General features: G+C 40.9%; 12 protein-coding genes and 1 pseudogene. 10 read left to right on the top strand and 3 right to left on the bottom strand.

Annotated elements, in window-relative coordinates; genetic code table 11:
- Window positions 1-322 precede the first annotated feature (322 nt).
- From AACX33_RS19305 to AACX33_RS19320, 4 genes are all read left to right on the top strand, one after another.
- On the top strand, window positions 323-3,697 hold the full coding sequence (locus tag AACX33_RS19305) for a hypothetical protein (RefSeq protein WP_227788720.1): 3,375 nt from the start codon (window positions 323-325) through the stop codon (window positions 3,695-3,697).
- A gap of 110 nt (window positions 3,698-3,807) precedes the next feature.
- Window positions 3,808-3,954, top strand: coding sequence for a hypothetical protein (locus AACX33_RS19310; RefSeq protein WP_227788721.1), 147 nt, complete (start codon window positions 3,808-3,810; stop codon window positions 3,952-3,954).
- Window positions 3,955-3,959: 5 nt separating this feature from the next.
- The gene (locus tag AACX33_RS19315; RefSeq protein ID WP_227788722.1) at window positions 3,960-4,655 is read left to right on the top strand and encodes a helix-turn-helix domain-containing transcriptional regulator; all 696 of its coding nucleotides are present in this window, start codon (window positions 3,960-3,962) and stop codon (window positions 4,653-4,655) included.
- A gap of 46 nt (window positions 4,656-4,701) precedes the next feature.
- Window positions 4,702-5,211, top strand: a complete 510-nt coding sequence (locus AACX33_RS19320; protein ID WP_227788723.1) for a hypothetical protein — start codon at window positions 4,702-4,704, stop codon at window positions 5,209-5,211.
- Here AACX33_RS19320 and AACX33_RS19325 read toward each other — a convergent pair.
- The gene (locus AACX33_RS19325; protein WP_227788724.1) at window positions 5,188-5,373 is read right to left on the bottom strand and encodes a hypothetical protein; all 186 of its coding nucleotides are present in this window, start codon (window positions 5,371-5,373) and stop codon (window positions 5,188-5,190) included. The genes AACX33_RS19320 and AACX33_RS19325 overlap by 24 nt on opposite strands.
- Before the next feature lie 463 nt (window positions 5,374-5,836).
- Here AACX33_RS19325 and AACX33_RS19330 point away from each other — a divergent pair, with 463 nt between their 5' ends.
- The 4 genes from AACX33_RS19330 (at window position 5,837) to AACX33_RS19345 (ending at window position 13,369) form a co-directional block, all read left to right on the top strand.
- Window positions 5,837-7,858 carry a hypothetical protein gene (locus tag AACX33_RS19330; RefSeq protein ID WP_227788725.1) on the top strand — a complete coding sequence of 674 codons (2,022 nt, stop codon included), beginning with the start codon at window positions 5,837-5,839 and terminating at the stop codon, window positions 7,856-7,858.
- A gap of 247 nt (window positions 7,859-8,105) precedes the next feature.
- Window positions 8,106-8,666, top strand: coding sequence for a hypothetical protein (locus AACX33_RS19335; RefSeq protein ID WP_227788726.1), 561 nt, complete (start codon window positions 8,106-8,108; stop codon window positions 8,664-8,666).
- A gap of 300 nt (window positions 8,667-8,966) precedes the next feature.
- Window positions 8,967-12,320 (top strand): hypothetical protein, encoded by a 3,354-nt coding sequence (locus tag AACX33_RS19340; RefSeq protein ID WP_227788727.1) that lies wholly within the window; start codon window positions 8,967-8,969, stop codon window positions 12,318-12,320.
- A 248-nt stretch (window positions 12,321-12,568) separates the two neighbouring features.
- Window positions 12,569-13,369, top strand: coding sequence for a hypothetical protein (locus AACX33_RS19345; RefSeq protein ID WP_227788728.1), 801 nt, complete (start codon window positions 12,569-12,571; stop codon window positions 13,367-13,369).
- 77 nt (window positions 13,370-13,446) lie between these two features.
- On the opposite strand, the gene AACX33_RS19350 is transcribed toward AACX33_RS19345, so the two are convergent.
- Complete coding sequence (locus AACX33_RS19350) at window positions 13,447-14,883, bottom strand: hypothetical protein (RefSeq protein WP_227788729.1); 1,437 nt, start codon at window positions 14,881-14,883, stop codon at window positions 13,447-13,449.
- 628 nt (window positions 14,884-15,511) lie between these two features.
- On the opposite strand from AACX33_RS19350, the gene AACX33_RS19355 reads away from it, so the two are divergent.
- Window positions 15,512-16,855, top strand: coding sequence for a TrbI/VirB10 family protein (locus AACX33_RS19355; protein ID WP_227788730.1), 1,344 nt, complete (start codon window positions 15,512-15,514; stop codon window positions 16,853-16,855).
- Window positions 16,852-17,445, top strand: coding sequence for a hypothetical protein (locus AACX33_RS19360; protein WP_227788731.1), 594 nt, complete (start codon window positions 16,852-16,854; stop codon window positions 17,443-17,445). The genes AACX33_RS19355 and AACX33_RS19360 overlap by 4 nt, the downstream gene beginning before the upstream one ends.
- Here AACX33_RS19360 and AACX33_RS19365 read toward each other — a convergent pair.
- Window positions 17,444-17,752, bottom strand: a pseudogene (locus AACX33_RS19365) (Uma2 family endonuclease); the annotation flags it as partial. The gene AACX33_RS19360 and the pseudogene AACX33_RS19365 overlap by 2 nt on opposite strands.
- Window positions 17,753-18,092: the final 340 nt, after the last annotated feature.

Below are 18,092 nucleotides of genomic sequence, written 5' to 3' on the forward strand. Positions count from 1 at the left end.
TTACTGTGATCACTCTCGTTTTCGGTCGCATCGGTCGCAATGTGACTCAAAACAATGATTCGCTGCTCTCAGTTTTACACTGGTGGCCATTCATCTCACCATCAATCCTTGCGGATGTGACGGGAGTCCTCTAGCTACATTGGGAATAGAAAACCATTTTTAACCAATTTGTAAAAATATCCACTTGGATAATTGCGTATAAGCTGATTTTATAGCAAGTTAAAAAAGAGTTCAGCAATTCACGATGTCTGCGGCTGCGAAAAATCCTGTTGACTAAACAAATAATCTCACGCTTTCTAGGCAAGCGCTCACAAATTTGGCAATGGATCTGACTACTAGAGTCTTAGAAGGTTCTGGTCTGAGCATACCTATCTTTGATGGGTCTTATAATAACGGCAAGGGCAAATATTTATCTGAACCAGAGATTGTCAAAAATTCCTTGCTAGAACAGATGTTTCCTGCCGAAGATTTACAATCTCTACTACTGGTGAAAATTGATAGCAAAACTCCAGATGCGAATCAGTTAAAAAACAGAACATTTGCAGATGGTATCCCACGTAAATTAGCTTTCAATTCTGGCAATAATTATTACTTTGCTGATGATTCACTGCGAAAGAAAATTAGACGCTTATTCGCTACAGAACCGGATACTGCTTGTCGCTATGGTTCTTTATTAGTCAGTAATTGCTACAAAGCCGCAGAAACATTTACAGGGTTACGCGTAAAAATCGTGGACTTTAAAGATCCACAATACGCTGACTACAAAACCGGAGACTGTCATGGTAAAATTTCGCCTCGACTCGCCAAACAACTAGGAGGAGAACGCAATTGTCCGCTACAATTTCGGTTTGCCTGGATGAAATGTTGGGCTAACGCTGATGACTCGCAATGTCCAAAAACCAGCTTTTTGTCTAAAGGCACTTTCTTACCTGATGCCCAGTTGACTGATGCTGAGGGCTACGACATAATTATGGATCGTTCCTCAATTAAAGGCATTAAAAAATCTCATCTGAAAAATTTAATTCCTTGTGGTGACTATGAATTGCCTCAAGCGGTGATTGGTAATCGAGGTAATGCCAAAGCTACCAGCTACGATAATAGTTGGCAATTTACCATTTGGTACTCAGAAGCCGCAGTTAAGCAAGATTTAAGTCTACCCACTGAGAACAAGGCTAGAGAACTAGCCCAATTGCAGAGTCATCCCTTGGAATTGGCGAAATACATTATTCAAGAATATGACAAACAACAGCGAGCGCAACCAGAGCAGTCAGAAGAAGCTGTTGACCAAATTGAAGGTAACACTAACAACCAAGCACAGGAATCGCGCTGGATTTCTCTACTCCGCAACGATAAATATGGGCAATTGATTGAAACCCCCAAATTTCGGAAATTTGCGACAGATTACATCGCTAACCGATGGCGTGACCTAGCAATTAAGAGTGGATACAGCCATAATTCCGGTATGGCTATGCCGTGCGATCGCCTGACTCGTGGGACAATTTGTGTACCCCATCTACCAGAAGGAGATGTAATTCTCACCCGTTACCCCATCGTCAACTCAGACAACATTCGCCTCTACCAAAATATCCACGAGCCAAAATTAAAAAAAACTCGCAACGTAGTTTGGATTCACCCCAAAGATGCCGAAGAATACCACCAAGCCGATTTTGACGGAGATCAATTAATGGTCAGTCCTGCCAGTAAACTGCCTAACATTGCCAGTGAAACTCTGCGCGCAGGTGAACCAGGACGATTTGAGCCAGTTAAACAACGTCCCAAGCTGCCATATACGGAAATCACAGATGAGGAAGGCAACTTAAAATACCGTAGCTTGTCTCAAATTGCTGCTGTGGTCAACCAAAATAAAGTGGGCTTGGTGGCGACCAACATTGGACGTGTGCAGTCCTCAATGCCTCATGAGGGGGAAAATCCTCAGCGATTTGCCCGCCGTCAGGGAAAGTTGCTCAATCGATTATTTCAGGCACTGCAAGTAGAAGTAGACTCGCCCAAAAGTGCCGAAAGACTGGAGGACATCACAGAAATTGATGGTGCGAATTTATTAGCCAATGCGAAACAATGGTCAGAATCTCATCCCAGTTACTTTTTTGACTTTAAAAAAGATGAACGGCTTTATCGCTCCTTTGCTATGCCTGCGGATGCTCCCGGCTCAATTAATGTCATTGCCAGAGAAGTAGTCAATCCCTTGTGGGAACCAACACGCATTCGCAGCCGAGACAGACATGAATTTCGCTATTTATTTCCCAAGGAGACATTATCTGTAGATGCCTTGGAATGGGCAGAAGAATTGAAAACCAGATTTCAGGAAGCTAGAGATGAAATTAAGGAACGGGTGGGAGATGACAGAGATGCTTTTAATGAGGAACTAGGGAAACTCTACGAAAGCTATCGGGCGGAAATTGATGAATTGTTTATCACACCAGAGGAAAGGTTTGCAGGTGCGGCGGCACTATGGCACACACAACACACTCGTCCAGAAATAGATAGACATCGCAAAGACTGTTTGCAATTAGCCGCAGACATGGAAATTACTTTTGCGTTTGAGCAAGATTATCAACTTCCCAGTGCTGCATTACCGCAAGATACTTATGTTTTGAGTGTTCCTTTTGGGGCAGGTGCTATTAAATGGAAGCAATCTTTAGAGCAAAAAGCAATTAAATTTGATGCTACTATTCATCCTCAATTACCTGTGATTGAATTTGCTTTCCAGGATTTATCGCCTAAATTAGTTGAGAAATTAGCAGCTAAATTTGGTGACAATGTTAATGATTTTGATGAATTGGATATCCCCAAAGATTTAAGAATTATCCCACCAGCCGATCACAATTGGGCAGAATCACGTCATGATTCCGGTGTGGGTGCTTTGGCATATAACTTGTTTACTGAAGAAGTCTGTGAGCAACTTGAGAATTTTCAGTTTGATGAGATTAAGGTATTGGGGATCAAATACAATGATTTTGCCCATGAAGACTTTGCTAGTAAGCAGTGGAAAAAGCATAGCGTAACTTTGGAAGTAGGAATTTTTGAGTTACCTGAGTCACACCCAGAATTTTATCGTTACAACGGGACACCAATATTACAGATTGATGGTAAAAATTTAGGCACTTTTGCACCGGATAGTCCGAAGCTGCCGATTGGTGCAACATTTGCTGCTACTCTCAAACCAGATGGTTCTAGTATTATCCTCAAGGTTAATCCGGAATCGATACATTTGCCAGAGGTAGTATTACCAGAATCGGAAGCTGAGGTGGATACGGCTGGACAATTTGGAAGTCTCAACCAGGATGTTTGGCGGAAGGAAATGTTTGAAAATTTAGTAGGCGCTATTGCTATTACCTACGCACAGCGACAGGCTAATCAATCTACAACTAATGAAATTGAGCAGTTTAAAATTGGCGAACGGTGGACAGCTTATGTGCAGTCTAGTGGTGATTTTATTGTGCGGAATCAGGATAAGCGGACGATTTGTCGAGGGAATCTGCACACGGATGAGGAGATATTTCCGCTTTCAGAAGCAGCCGCAAGTGAATTAGAGGAGATGATTTTGGAGAGGAAGCAATTATCAGCTAATACATCCTCTAAGCAATCGTTGTACTCAACCCAGGTATCGCTAAATAGGAAACAGGAGATATTAAATAATAGAAACCACAGTCGCAGTCAAAATATAGAATTGAGTTAATGGTATCAATCATGGTTAATTCCTAACTGAAAATCTGAAGATTAGCTTCATCAAGTTTATTTAGAATCACACCGCTTGACATATAGTAACATATAAGTTACTATATCAGTATGTCTGTGATAAAAGTTCAAGAATATCTTAAAGAAGATGGTTCAAGTCCTTACCAAGAATGGTTTGATAGCTTAGATGCTCAAGCATCTGCGAAGGTAACAGTTGCTAAGTCTCGCTTGGAATTAGATAATAGAGATAAGAGGTAGTTATTATGGCACTAACTAGAGACTTTAAAGAAACCGTTAATGCACGAGTGCAAAGAGATTCTGAGTTTGCGATCGCTCTACTTGATGAAGCTATTTCTCTTTTCCTGAATGGTGAACCAGAAACAGCAAGACTGATTTTGAGAGATATCGTCAATGCAACAGTAGGTTTTGAACAGTTAGCAATTGAAACTTCTAAACCTAGTAAGAGTTTACATAGGATGTTATCTGCAAAAGGTAATCCAACAATGGATAATTTGACTGCTATTTTCAATGTTTTGCGGAAATTTTTGAATAAGGACAAAATAATAGTCATGAGTAAAAAAATAACCGGACTAGAAATAATTAATGAAAGTAACAATATAGTAGCTATCCTTGTTTATATAACTAATGAATCTATCGATATCAAAGATGTAATTGTTGATTCTGAAATCGGAGACTTAGAAGATATTGAAGATAGAGCAGTTTGTAAGTGGGGAGTAGTCAACATTATTGAGGAAATAGAATACGACCAATTATATATTTTTGCAAAAGTGGCTGTTGGGCAAAGTGCCAAAGATTATGATTATTGGTCTGGTTATGAAGCTAAAACAGATTTCAATATAATAAAAGAAAATGTAAAATCCATACTTGCTCTGAAATTTGAATCAAAACAAGAAAGTGACTACGAACAGCAAAAATTGTTCAACTTAGATAATTACTAAGATTTTAGATTGCTATATTGATAAAAAAAACTATCCGATTTACTTTATGAATAGAGAACAATTCAAAGATTTTGTTAGTCATTTATTTGATTTAATTACTGATTTAGCTAGTGCCGAGAAATTTATTAATGACAATGATAGTAAATTTTCTCGAAGAACTTATACACGAACGCTATTTGCTACTATTGATGGTACTATATGTGTACTTAAACAAATAGCCTTAATAGAAAATTCCAAGAATCCAGGATTATTACAAGACTCAGAAATTAAGTTTTTAGAATCTAAAAGACAACCAACAAAAGAAAATGTCAAAGATACTATAAAAATAGTGGAGAAAATCTTTATTTTTGAATTATTAGAAATCAATGGAAAAGAATGGGGCTTATTTTGTCAATCAATTGATATGAGAAATGAAGTAACTCATCCTAAAAACAAGGATAAATTCGTAATTGATGATGATCAAATTCAAATTATCCGTGGAGTTGGTAAATGGTATCTTAAGTTGATAGTACAAATTTTAGAAGCAATACGTTTAGAGGATGTTTGTAGAGTTTAATATATTGTATAGAAATATTAATCTTAAAATATTTTTTAAAGCTTGGCGTAATTCAGCTAATGCCATTTCTTCTTTTAGTTCAGCTGTTTGAATAGCAATTTTAGCTTTTCTTTTTGAGGATAAATCTTTAGTAAGGTTGCTAAATTTTTGATGTCCTGTCATATTAAACTTATTCGTATATTTTCTTTCCCAGTTTACGTTCTATTATATTACGTCGATGTAATAAATTATCACTCTATTTTGTCAATTTTATTAAAACTAGGACTTACGCAGACTCTGCGTTTTCTTGGCGTTCTTGGCGACTTGGCGGTTCAATAAATCAAGATTTTTAGAAATTTTTGCGTAAGTCCTGAAAACTAAAAATTTTTTGCCTATATTTAGTGATTCTTTTAATGACCGTAGCGATGGGCGATCGCAAAGCGTTCCGTAGAAAAGCCCCGTGATTCCTCCATTAAGGTTACATATACGCATTTATTCTGTATAGTGGTAACGATGTCACTTTTGGCTCAACTAGCAACTGACGTTAATAGCCAAATGGACAACAGATAAATAGCCATTAGGTATATGCCATCTTATACAAAGCCTTGTTACCTTAACTGCTAAGGCAATCAGCTTTGAGTAAATAATGGCTACCAAAACACTAACCAAACTCAAGCGCAAACAAAGTTCTCAAACTCGCTCCTGGGAAAACCTCACAGACCGCCGTAAACTCCGCCATATTGAAAACACACTGGATAAAGCGATCGCATCCTCGATTCAAGATGATGCTATCCAGTCTCACGAAGACTTTAAAACCTGTGTAGAAAATTACAGCCAAGAATCGGGGAAAGCCCCTATCACAGTAGAACTCTGCGTAGGAGGTGACGATGATCAAGAGATTAGAGGCTATCGCTTCTACCTCACCAGTGATCCTGGACACAGAACCAGTGGCAAATACCTAATCAAAAACCTGGAAGGAATTACCAGCAAGGATGAAAACTATTTCACTCCTTCTAACATTGCGGAAATCTGCGGTTTTGCTGAGACTGAACTTGATGATCTCGATGATGAATTAGAAGATGACTTGCTCGATTTAGATGAGGAAAATGAAGAAATAGATGATATTGACGACGAACTGGACGACCTGTTGAATGCAGATTTCAACACTGAACTTGATGAACTTGATGATTTAGATCAAGAAGACGAGCCTTCAATTAGTTCTGTTCGCACCAGCCAAACTAAAACTTCAGCCAAAACATCAACAAAAACCCAAAGTAAATCCCCTCCAAAAGCACAAGCTAAAACTCAGGAGAGAGCGAAAACCAATAAATCGGCAACTAAAAACGCCAAAACCAGAGAACCTTTAGACGAAGCTTCGCGTTTAAGTGCCACAGCAGCAACCAATGGACGAGAAGTAAATGGGGTGAATGTAGTCGGACTAGCAGGACAACTGGGAACTCTAGGAATTGCAGTGGGACAGGGTGTTTTGGAGCAGCTAGCAGCCGAAGCTGATGCAAAAAGACTCCAGCGCATTCTCAAAGAACTGCAACGACAAAATGACCGCGTAGATCATATATCCAGTCGCTTGCAAGCAGCCAATCCAGACTCATCCCAGTCTCAAAAGTCTGAAGATAATCAAACTATATCTGAAGAACCAACCGCAAACAATCCATTGGCTGTAGCTGCTACCAAAATCGGCTCCAAAGTAGACAATATTGGTGTCAAACTCGACCCCAAATACCAATCTCAGCCATTTAAATTAGATAAAGATGCCACTGTCAGCGAACAACTTGACCAAATTGAAGCATACCTAAAACTTCTTGACAAACGACTTGACCGTTTAGAAAAGGCAATTGGCCGATTAGAAAAACAGATGGCAACACAACAAAGCCAGGCTGATGTTGAGCCAGATGTGGAAGAAAATAATGTTCTACCTAATTCTACCAGCCAACCACCAGCAGAAGTTGACATTTTAAAAAATTTAGAGCAACGCCAAGGGCATCAACAACAAGTTGCTTGCGCCGATGCTTTGGTGGGATTTGCCAAGGTTGCTAGTGAGTTATTTGATAAATCTGCCAAAGATGGTATTGCCATTTCTAGTAATAAAACTTTATGGGTAGAAACACAAAACAAACAGGTAGCGATAGCTTTAGAAAATACCCAAGGTGAAACACTGTTTGCGGCGACTCGGACTCGTGGACAATGGGCGATCGCGCAAGATCATCTGAGTGCTGATGAAAAAACTGGCATCTGTAAATTGCCACAATCGAAAGCAGAATATGCCCACAAAGCCAGCGCTCAAGCATTAATTGACAAGTTTCAAGAACAACTACCTCAGCGATTTAACAGCAATGGCGAATCGAGCTTCACCTGGACGGAAAAGGGTAAAACAAAGTACGAGTTTGAAATGCTCAAACTGCCCAATGGCACACAGCTACTTCAAGGATTTAACCCTAATCGCAACGATGAACAAGTGCTGGATGCTGTTTTAGTGCCGGGACAACCTCCAGAGATTTTACAGTGCAGCATCCCCCAACGCGAGATGGAAGCCTTACTGAATAACCAGCAATCAACTCGCTCTACTCCAGATGTCGATCAGCAAGACACTGGAAAACAACGCCAGAAGCAAACTAAAACCAAAGTAAAAAAACCAGAAATGCAAGTTTAAATCAATCAACTAATCAATTCAAAATTCAAAATTCAAAATTCAAAATTAAAGACAGTTAGTGGAGGTAAAAAATCAAAATTATTAATTCAATAAAAGGTCAGTAGCATCTCTCAATGGCGCAAGAATTGGCTACCCAAATGGTTTTTTAATCAATGAACTATTCCAGGTATTTGCAATGATGAATCACCAAAAATTTCCAAGTTCTCAATTAAAAATGCAACCATCTCGCAATTCTTATTCTAAATTTATGAATACCACAAAAAGCAACCGCACCGACTTACTCTTCATTTTACTATGTCTGGCGATGGGGATTTATTTGTTGGTTACAAAACCCATATTTGTGACGATTTTGGGATGCGCCAGCATAGTATTTTTGGGTATTGGCTATGTCATGCGTACAGTACCCATTTTAGAAAAATATTTAGGGAGAAAAATCCGTTTTTGGCACATTGTTGCGACCATTATCACTATCACCGCATTACTCGACACCTTTGCCACTCCAGCCCATGCTATTTTCTTAAACGGGTTGGAAAACTTCTTCATCAATCTAGCTCAACAAAGTTCACAAGCCGGAGGTGGTTCTACAGCCACCCTAGATGCCAACGTTGTGGGCTTGACATTTAACCTGATCCGAGGTTCGTTCTTGTTGCTAGTTGCGGCGGCTTCTCTATTTGCTTATAACCAAGCCCAGCAAGGTAATGACTGGCGACCAATTGTGACTCAAGTTGGTCTGGCTTTTGCTATTGTTATCGCCATCGATGTAATCACTTTCATCTTTATCGGTAACGGCACGGGAGCAATCACCTAATACAACACCTGTTTTGCGTTAATTTTACCTGTTCGAGTTATCAATCAGCAATCCCATCTCAATCTGTTTCTTTGATTTGTGGCGCGATACGTGACTGTAGCCAGTATTTGCGTAGTGTTTACCGAAGCTGTGACGCAAGTATACAAGTATAGGACAATATGCGATCGCTTTTAGCGGGCGCTCCGCGCCATCGCCCATCGCTCAATCCGCCAAAGACATTGCACACACCTGACAAAATCAGACTGCGCCCCCACCTCAAAAGTAATTGTCATTGAACAAACGCCAAAGAATCAGACAAACATGGCACAAGACAATCAAGAATTCATCAAAGTCAACCGGATTCTAGGTAAGCAAACCAGTATTGGGCCAATTCCCTCAGAACAATTAGTTCCTTGGATTGCCATCATTATAGTTTGCTATGTTGCCACCAATGGTTTCCTCAGCTTGGGTATGGGTTGGTTTTTCGCCACCTCGTTTTGGCTAATTGTCAGTTGGTGGATATTAACAGGCAACCAACCCCATGAATTTTTGGATCGATGGCGTAACCCACCAGGGACAGAATGGTGCAACGGGAATAGCATTTACATCTCACCAATTCCCCAATATCGACCACCTTGGATGCGTCGGCGCTACGAAGACTCGCAAGTGCGAATCCGACTTAAACCACTGATTGTACCGAAACAGTATGGAGGCAACAGTAAATTTATGCCCTTCCAAAATGAGGTAAATATCTGTTGTATTGCAGAGATAAAAAAGGATGAGCGTGAAGTAGCTGCCCTGTTGTTAGATAAAGGCAAATCTCAGTATCAACTCGTGTTTGGGTTTCGCATCGCTGGACTACATGATCTACTAAATGAAAATGAAGTCAGTGAATTTGCCCACTCGATAGAAGAAGGTTTAAAAGAACTACCCATCGGTGAAAAAATCACCTTTTGTACTGGCTGTTATAGTGATGATCCTGAGTCACCCATCTTAGGGACAAACTCCGCCCCAGGCATTCCTCGCCAAACTCAACTCACTTCCCTCGCAGACAATTGCCAGATTAAAGCAGTTTCAGTATTGTTTCGCAATGAGCAATTGCGCGTAGAACAACTTCAATCAGCAGGTTCTCGCCAAATCTGGAGCCAAATTGCTTTTTGTACTTGGACGAGTGAAGCTGATTCCAGCCACCAACAGAAAGACTTTGTAGGCGGATTAATTGCCAAATTCAGCCAATTTGGTACTTGGACAGTGGAAAAGATTACAGGAAACAAGCGCCTTTATCAAGAAATATTTTTCAAAAAGCTGTTACTGCAAGGATTTCAGCAAGGATTCATCCAGTGGGAATTGCTACTGAATACCAAAATTGGTTTAGAGGTTACGCCTTGTAATGCGACAGATTTGTGGCAAGTTTGCTGGAATCGATTTAATCAAGGTACAGCCCCGCCTATTCCCCAAGTAATTACACTGAAAGAGACGGAAACGGGACTGGAATTAACGGAAACCGTAACCACAGATAAGCACATTTGTACGCTGCTGATTGAAGGACAACAAGGACGTTCTGCTTGTCCAGAACATCGAGGAGATCATGACCGAGTTTACTTGACTGGGAAGGACAAGGTGTGTGGAGTCATGGTTGTCACAGATCCCCCCGTCGGTTGGTCTAATACCCAAGACCAGCTCAAGTGGATTTGGAAAATCCTCGCTTCTAGCTACGTCCATGATACAGAAGCATGGATTGAAATTAGCCGCAGCAATGACTTTTTCATCCAAGACAACCTGGCACGTCAGGCGAAACAATCGAAGACAGCCCGAACTTTAGCTATCACCAAAGGACAGGGCAGGGATATTGGCGCAGAACTCAAACAAGAGGAATCCTTTGAAGCTCAACGACGGCTTTATCAAGGCACGAAAGCGCTGCATTGTGCGCCGATATTTTTGGTTTATCGCCACAGCACCCAAGAGTTAACCCACGCTTGCAACTTGTTGGCGAACAGTTTTGAGACTGCCAAAGTAATTCGAGAGCGCAATATTGCCTGGGAAATTTGGCTGCAAACTCTGCCAATTACCTGTAAATGGTTGCTGCATGGAGGCAATCTCAGTGAACGCCGGATGACGTTGGATACTCATACTGTTGCCGGGATCATGCCTCTCACTGTTCCCAAGGACATTGACCAACAAGGTGTAGAATTTCTGACCGGCCGTGGTGGTAAGCCGATTTATGTTGATTTATTTCACCAACAGATTGGACGGGCTTTGATTACTGGTACTTCCGGCTCAGGCAAGAGTGTTTTGGGTTGGCGGTTTGCTTTAGAGGCATTAGCTAACAATATCCCCGTGGTGGGGATGGATATCTCTGCTGGTGGTCATAGTACTTTCAAAACGGCGATTGAGCTTTTGGGGGAGCAAGGAGCATATTATGATATTTCCAGTGGTAGTAGCAACCTCATGGAACCGCCAGACTTGCGCCGGTTTGACAAGTTGGAACGGGAACGACGGATGGAATCTTGGAAGGATTTTATTCGCAAAGCATTAACAGCGATCGCAATGGGTAAAGTCCAAAATCCTCATTTGGCACAACGGGTTGATGCTTTACTGGTAAAAGCGTTGGATATATTTATCCGAGACTCAGATATTGTGGCTCGCTATAACCAAGCATTTGAGAAGGGCTGGCTTTCACCACAATGGCAGCAGATACCGACGTTACCAGATTTCGTCAAGTTTTGCACCAGAGAGCGTTTAAATCTGCGGTCTTTTGAAGACATTGATCGGCAGGCACTTAACCAAATTCACAGTCAAGTTAGTGCTTTGTTAGCATCTCGATTGGGAAAGGCGATCGCACGTCCCAGCACATTTTCCCCAGCCCCAACCATTAAATTCTTTGCCCTCAGTGGATTAAGCAACGAACAGGATGCTTACTTGATGGCGATTAATGCCCATACTGCCTGTATTCGTAACGCTCTATCCCACCCGAAAAGTTTGTTCATTGGTGACGAGCTTTCAGTGCTTTTACGTAAAGAAGGTTTTGCACAAGTTATCGGTGAAACTTGTGCCACGGGCAGAAAAGAAGGTATTGCCGTGATTCTACTGTCCCAAGACCCAGACACCATTTGTGAATGTGCAACAGGCGCTCAAATCATGCAAAACATGACTTACAGAATTACGGGACGGATTACCAGTAGCGGTGTTGCTTCTTTCCAACGCTATTTGGGCTATCCCGTCAATATGATTACTCATAATGCCACTGATGCGTTTTTGCCTCGTACCAGTGACCTTTATTCCTGTTGGCTCGTTGAAACAGGTGGGAGATTTTGGCGTACCCGTTTTTACCCTGGAGAATTAATGCTTGCTACTGTTGCTAATAACCAGGATGAACGCGAAGCCAGAGAACGGGTCATGGCTCAGTATCCAGACACCCCCAAAGGCAAACTATTAGGACTCAGAACATTTACTGATGCTTACATTCCGGCTTTGAAAGAAAACAAAGGCTTTCACCATATTGGTCAAGAGCGACATCAAGCTACGCAGCAAGGCGATTTACCTCCAACTACAGAAGGTGATCATGATTGGCAAAGCCGCAACGAAGGCGATAGCGCAGAGCGCTGTGCCGGAGGCAATCGCCTTACCCCAGCCCTGAGTGCAAAGCACACGTTTCGCTATTCGCCAAAAAACTAACGATAACCAACCTTCTCAAGAATGCCTAATTGTCAAATAACTTACGCAAAATGTCTCACTTCCACAAGCTCCCTGTCTGTAGCGAGACGCTACGCGGTCAGTGCAGCTATGCCAGTCAGGGCTTTAAGGCAAACTCAGAGCAAAGAGCAGTGACCATTCAAACTCTCATTTCTCAGTGTCCTCTGCGGTTCTTAATTCCGTAACTCGTGCGTCAGACCGATAAATTACTGAATTTAGGAGATTAAATCATGAAATTTCAATTGCACACTATCAGATTAGTAACATTGATTTTAGTCTGGGAACTTGGCTTTGTCGCCAGTCCAGTTATGGCTCGCACTCAAGACAATGGTCGAGATCCACTAGCGGCGGCTGTACAAAACCAAACTACTGGTAATAGTATTTTTACTTCAAATACAGCAGATCAAATCAATGATTTTGTCGGAGATGTCAAAAATTTTGTGCAGAATGACATCTTTAATCCCCTGGGGAATCTGCTCAATTTTGCCTTGGGTGCCGTTCAAATTCCCGACTTAAACCAGATATTGGCAGGAATCATGAACGGTGCTGTCAACAATGATCCCGGTGCTGTGCTGTCAGAAACTTTAGAGAACAAAACCAATGGTCAAAGCTCTTATGGTATCCGTGAAGACCTTGGTAAATTCGCTACTAGAACAGTTGCTACTGGTGTTGCGAGTCAGGCTACCTTGAGCCAAACCGCCCAAAATCAAATGGCTGAAATTAAACAAGCGACTCGGCAAGATACTCAAGCAAGTGTCAGCTTGGGTGAGGAATCTCAAAACTTAGATGTCACCCAACAAATTTTACAAAATCTATCCCAACAAACTGCCCTCAACAGTCGCGTCAACGAACGGATGCTTGAAGAGTCCCAGCAAGCCCGCATTGACAGGGCATTAATTAACACCATAACTGCTCAAACAGCCAAGGAACTTTCAGCTATTAATACCGCAGATCGTCGTAAGACTATTGCCGCCGGTAATGCTGCTACTCAACAGATGGGGTTATTGATCATGCCTGGTGGAATGACCTAAAAGAACTACCGCCTTTACCAAGAAATATTTTTCAAAAAGCTATTACTGCATTGCAATTTGAATTACCCTAATTTTAATTATTTGCTTTTGTTATACTCTTTTTTTGTCCATCCCTTTTCGCTATAATCAGTGTAATTCCCTGTATAGTCAATTGCGATAAAGACTAAATGGTTAAACAAAATAGTAACCTGATTACATAACTTTATATACTTTCCAAATTTTTGAGGATGTAAAACATATCCATGAGCAGCACGATTCCGAATATATTTCCAAGCTGCTATCAACTTTTTATCTAATAAACCTTTATTTTCTAAGTTCCATAAGCGATCTATGGCTCTGAGATCATTTCCAGACTGTATTTCTCCTAGAAAACCTTCTAACCTCTTGTTTAAGTTATCATCAATATCTAAGTCATTAATTGCATTTTTAATAATGTCTATTTGTGATGCTAGATCATTAAATTTATTATTATCACTTCTTACGTCTGATATTTCTTTAAGAGGGGCTATCTTCAGCAAACTTTCTACAGCAACTGTAATTGTTAACATTTCAGATTCTAAGTATAATGCCCTTGCTTCAAAAATACGCCTGACCCACCCTGATATAGGATGTAATGACTTTTTACTATGTTGCAAAATATATTTTAAATAATGTTCATAAAGACACCAAATATCTTCTGTAGTATCTGATTTTTCAAAACGTATTGGAGGTTTAAACTTGGGTTTATAGTTTTGATTATATAAAGATTGAATACGTATAGTTTTGTTACCTTGCTCATTAAGCTCAAGCGTAGACCATTCTATAAATTCACCAAGTACAAACTGTAAAGCCTCACAAATTCTAGTTTCTATCATTTCTAATAGCTTATCACAATCAGACTTGACTTCTATAATGGTAAATTCATCTTTATGTTTGATCAAAAATTCATAATTACAAGCGAAAAAATGTGCGGCAGATTGGAAATGTGCATATTCTAATTTTTCTTCTGTTGATATTAAAGGATTTTGTGCAATTTTGGAGGCTAAAAAAATATTACTAGGAAACTTAACTCTTCCATATATTTGTAGATATAATGAGGCTTTTTCATTCTCTTTTATAGAGTAATTAGAATATATTTCATGAAGTTGCGCTATTAAAAATATTTGATTCCCATTATCCTTTCTCTCACCTATTAGAACTCTCATACTTTTCCATTCTCTTCCTTGAACATCAAAAGCAGATAGAGAAAAATATTCAGATTCTTCTGTAATAGATCCTATTTTTGCTGTTGTATCATCTAGTACGGTTAAATTTCCTTGCTTTTCGCCTATTGCTTCAATATGTTCACACAATGACATCCAAGGATTATCATCCAAATAAAATAGTTCTATTTCTAACTCTCCTTTGGAATTTCGAGTAATAGAACCTGTACCTTCATATATTTTTGGTTTATTTTTATCGTTGCGAAGGATTATTTTGGAGCAATCGATATGTAGATTTTTATCTAAAAAATCAGAAAAATCTTGAGAAGTCATAAAAATAAAAAACTTTTATTGCATTTAAAGTATACTATCTTCTTATAAGAAGAGTAATAGTTGGCAGGTTATGACCCTACCTCAAATCAGCTAATTTCCGCAGAATATCGCTTGCAACAAGGTCAGAAACCTCAGCCTAAAGGCATGAAGCTTGAAAGAGAAATCTAGCAAGCCATCCTGACCAGCCTAAGCACTTCATGTGCTATGTTTTTTGAGTCACGATACCGGAGGATGCGTAGCCAGTCTTCCGCTCTATCGCTAGTGGTTAAACAGTCTTAAGGTCACTGAGACAGTGCTTCTAGCCTAACAAGCTCTTAAAACTTTGGCGAGGCTAACATTACCCCGAAAGGGAGGCTCTTTTAGAGCAACTTACTATGCGTACAGGGTTGGAAAACTTGAAGCAGTCACTGTCCTGCCGAGAGTACAATACAAAAGTACACCGAGTTTCTCAACCCCAAGGCAATAGTAAAACAATTGTAAAGCCGTCCTAAAAGCAGCGCACTGAGCTTGCCGAAGTGGACGGGGTTTCAGACCCATTTTTTTTGATGAAGAAGGAGCAGTAGAGCGACCGTTAGCAGAAAAACCCAGTGTCCGACTTGGCTCGGTCGTCGCCTTGGTGGGCATTGTGATGGGATCTGGCTCACTACTGTGGTTTGGTTTTCTGCAACCCAAACCGCCTGTCCCACAAGTTGTGCAGAATCCTCCTCCATCTCCCAACAGCGAACCTATATTGGATGAATCTGCGGAACTAAAAAGCCGATTAGCATTTCAAGACCAACAACAACAACTCAAAGTCGAACCTGTTGCGGCTAAATCCCCAACTCCAAGCCCAGAAAACCAACCTAACCCAACCCCATCGCCAACTCCATCACCACCTCCTCGCACAGTACCACCAGTACGTCCAGTTTCACCACGCACAACTACTGCCAGAATTGAACCTGCACCCATAGTGAGGCGGTCTCCTTCTCCTGTAAATTCTCCTGTGAGTTATTCTGCTCCACGAACAATTCCACAACCAGTAGAACAGCCTGAAAGCAATGCTGATCCTTTAGAACAATGGAATCAACTGGCCAGATGGGGACAGTTACAAATCAGTAACTCCAGCATCGCCCAAACTCAGGAAAAATCCACACTCACCAATCCAAGTTCCTTGAACTCTAGCACCGGAGCATCCAGTCCCCAAGATTCTGACCTGCAAACAGTTTTAATTGGCTTCAACAGTGTTGATAGTCAAGTTGATCACTTAACTCCAGGAATGCTAGGTATCCTTAATCGTAACTCTGTAAATTTGGTTGATATCAATGCAGGCAATACGAAGAATGTCGCACTGGGAACATCTGCCCCAGGTAAGCTGATTATGCCGATGATTTGGGATGAGGGCGGTAATAATCCCCATAATCGATTCGCTGTGGAGTTAACCAAACCTCTCACAGCTACTGATGGCACTGTGGCGCTTCCTGCTGGGACTGTTGTTGTGGTTGAAACTACAGCCGTAGGTCAAAGGAATCACTTAGTATCTGCTAGTGCGATCGCTCTGGTTTATCCTGACTTGCAAGGCACTATCAAACAGGAAATAATCCCAGCTAATACGTTATTAATTCGCTCTCAAGACAAGCAACCATTGATTGCTCAACAGCTCCATGATGTCGGCAAAGAAATTGCTCAACAAGATTTATTAGTGGGATTACTCAGTAGTTTAGGAAGGGTGGGCAGCATCGTGAATCAGCCCCGTAGTCAATCTAGCACTGTGGTTTCCAGTGGCACTTTTAATCAAAGTACTATTACTAGTAGCTCTAATCCTCAAATTTGGGCGGCGGCATTAGAAGGATTTTTCACCCCAGTTAGCGATCGCCTATCTAGACGCTCGCAGCAGGCACTACAGGAATTACTCCAACGTCCTCATATTCAATTTATACCTGAAGGTACAGAAGTCTCTATTGTCGTCAATAATTTTTTGACCGTTGAACGATGAAACAACTTGTTACTTTTGTTATTAGCACTACCACCATGATGTTTGGTGTCACAGCCCCTGTTGTACAGGTACTAGCCCAAACTCCGGCCTATCGCTTAATTGCAAGAGATACAGCTGCCAGCGATCGCATTCAGGTTCCAGTGACTCCAGGACGTGCTACGCCTATCAGCTTTAGTCAGACCGACGAGGCGATCGCCTACATTTTACTAGCAGACGCTTCACGACTGACTTACACCACGGATACAGATATCAACAGCGGACGTGCTACCACCATCTTTCTCCGAAAAATCCAACCGCTAAAGTTTCCAGGGGCTACCACCACTGCTATGACTAACTTACTTGTTCAAACTCTAGACCAAAAGGGACAAAAGCGATTGTACAACTTTGATATCGTTCTTCAGCGTCATCACACTGAGTATATTGGTATTCAGATTGCCAATGCTATTGCTGGTCAGCAGACAATCTTAGTAGATACAAATCGTAGAGTCACAGTAGATGACATTGAAACTGGACTGAGAATTGCTTTAAATCGGGGTTACACGCACAACAGTGATCCAGTTGTCCTGAAAGTCCGCCAGGCTTTAGCCTAACTGGTTCTTTTTGCCAAAGGGGTTCTTGACTCAGTTCTGCTTGATCTAAAACAACTACATCAGGACGCAGCGCTGTCGCTTCAGCATAAAGTGGTTTTATTAAACAATTTTTGGGAATTAACCAGTTGAAATTAGCACGAAAAATTTCGACATAGATTCTACCAGCAATACTCCCGGCAACAGCTTCGTGAGGACCAGTAGGTTCCATATCTCTAAGTTCACCATCAATTAGCTCATAGCGTGTATTATCCCCATATTGGGCGATAAACTCCTCAAAGCTCAGTAGTTTGGGTGGGGTATGGGACATAGATCGTGTTTTAATGGGAGGTAGCTTCATTATCAAACAATAGTTAACGAACAAAATTTCAAGAGCGTAGCATTTCCATTAATTGGTTTGGGATCTGGCAATCGCGCCGAAAATTTGTCGCTAAATGTTATGCAAAATACTTTCTACAGTATTAGAACCCAAGCAAAAGTTCAAATTTTCAAATATACAAAATAAATTTAATAAATTTGGTTAAGGTTCAGAAAACCAACACAAGCTCATGATTTGATACAAAAATTTCCGTTGCTATTGGCTATGTCGCCTGAAATTACCTCTTGCTCGGTTAATAGTTCAAAATTTTGCTCAAATTATAATTCAAAGA

The organism is Nodularia sp. LEGE 04288 (assembly GCF_963896525.1).
Taxonomy (GTDB): domain Bacteria; phylum Cyanobacteriota; class Cyanobacteriia; order Cyanobacteriales; family Nostocaceae; genus Nodularia.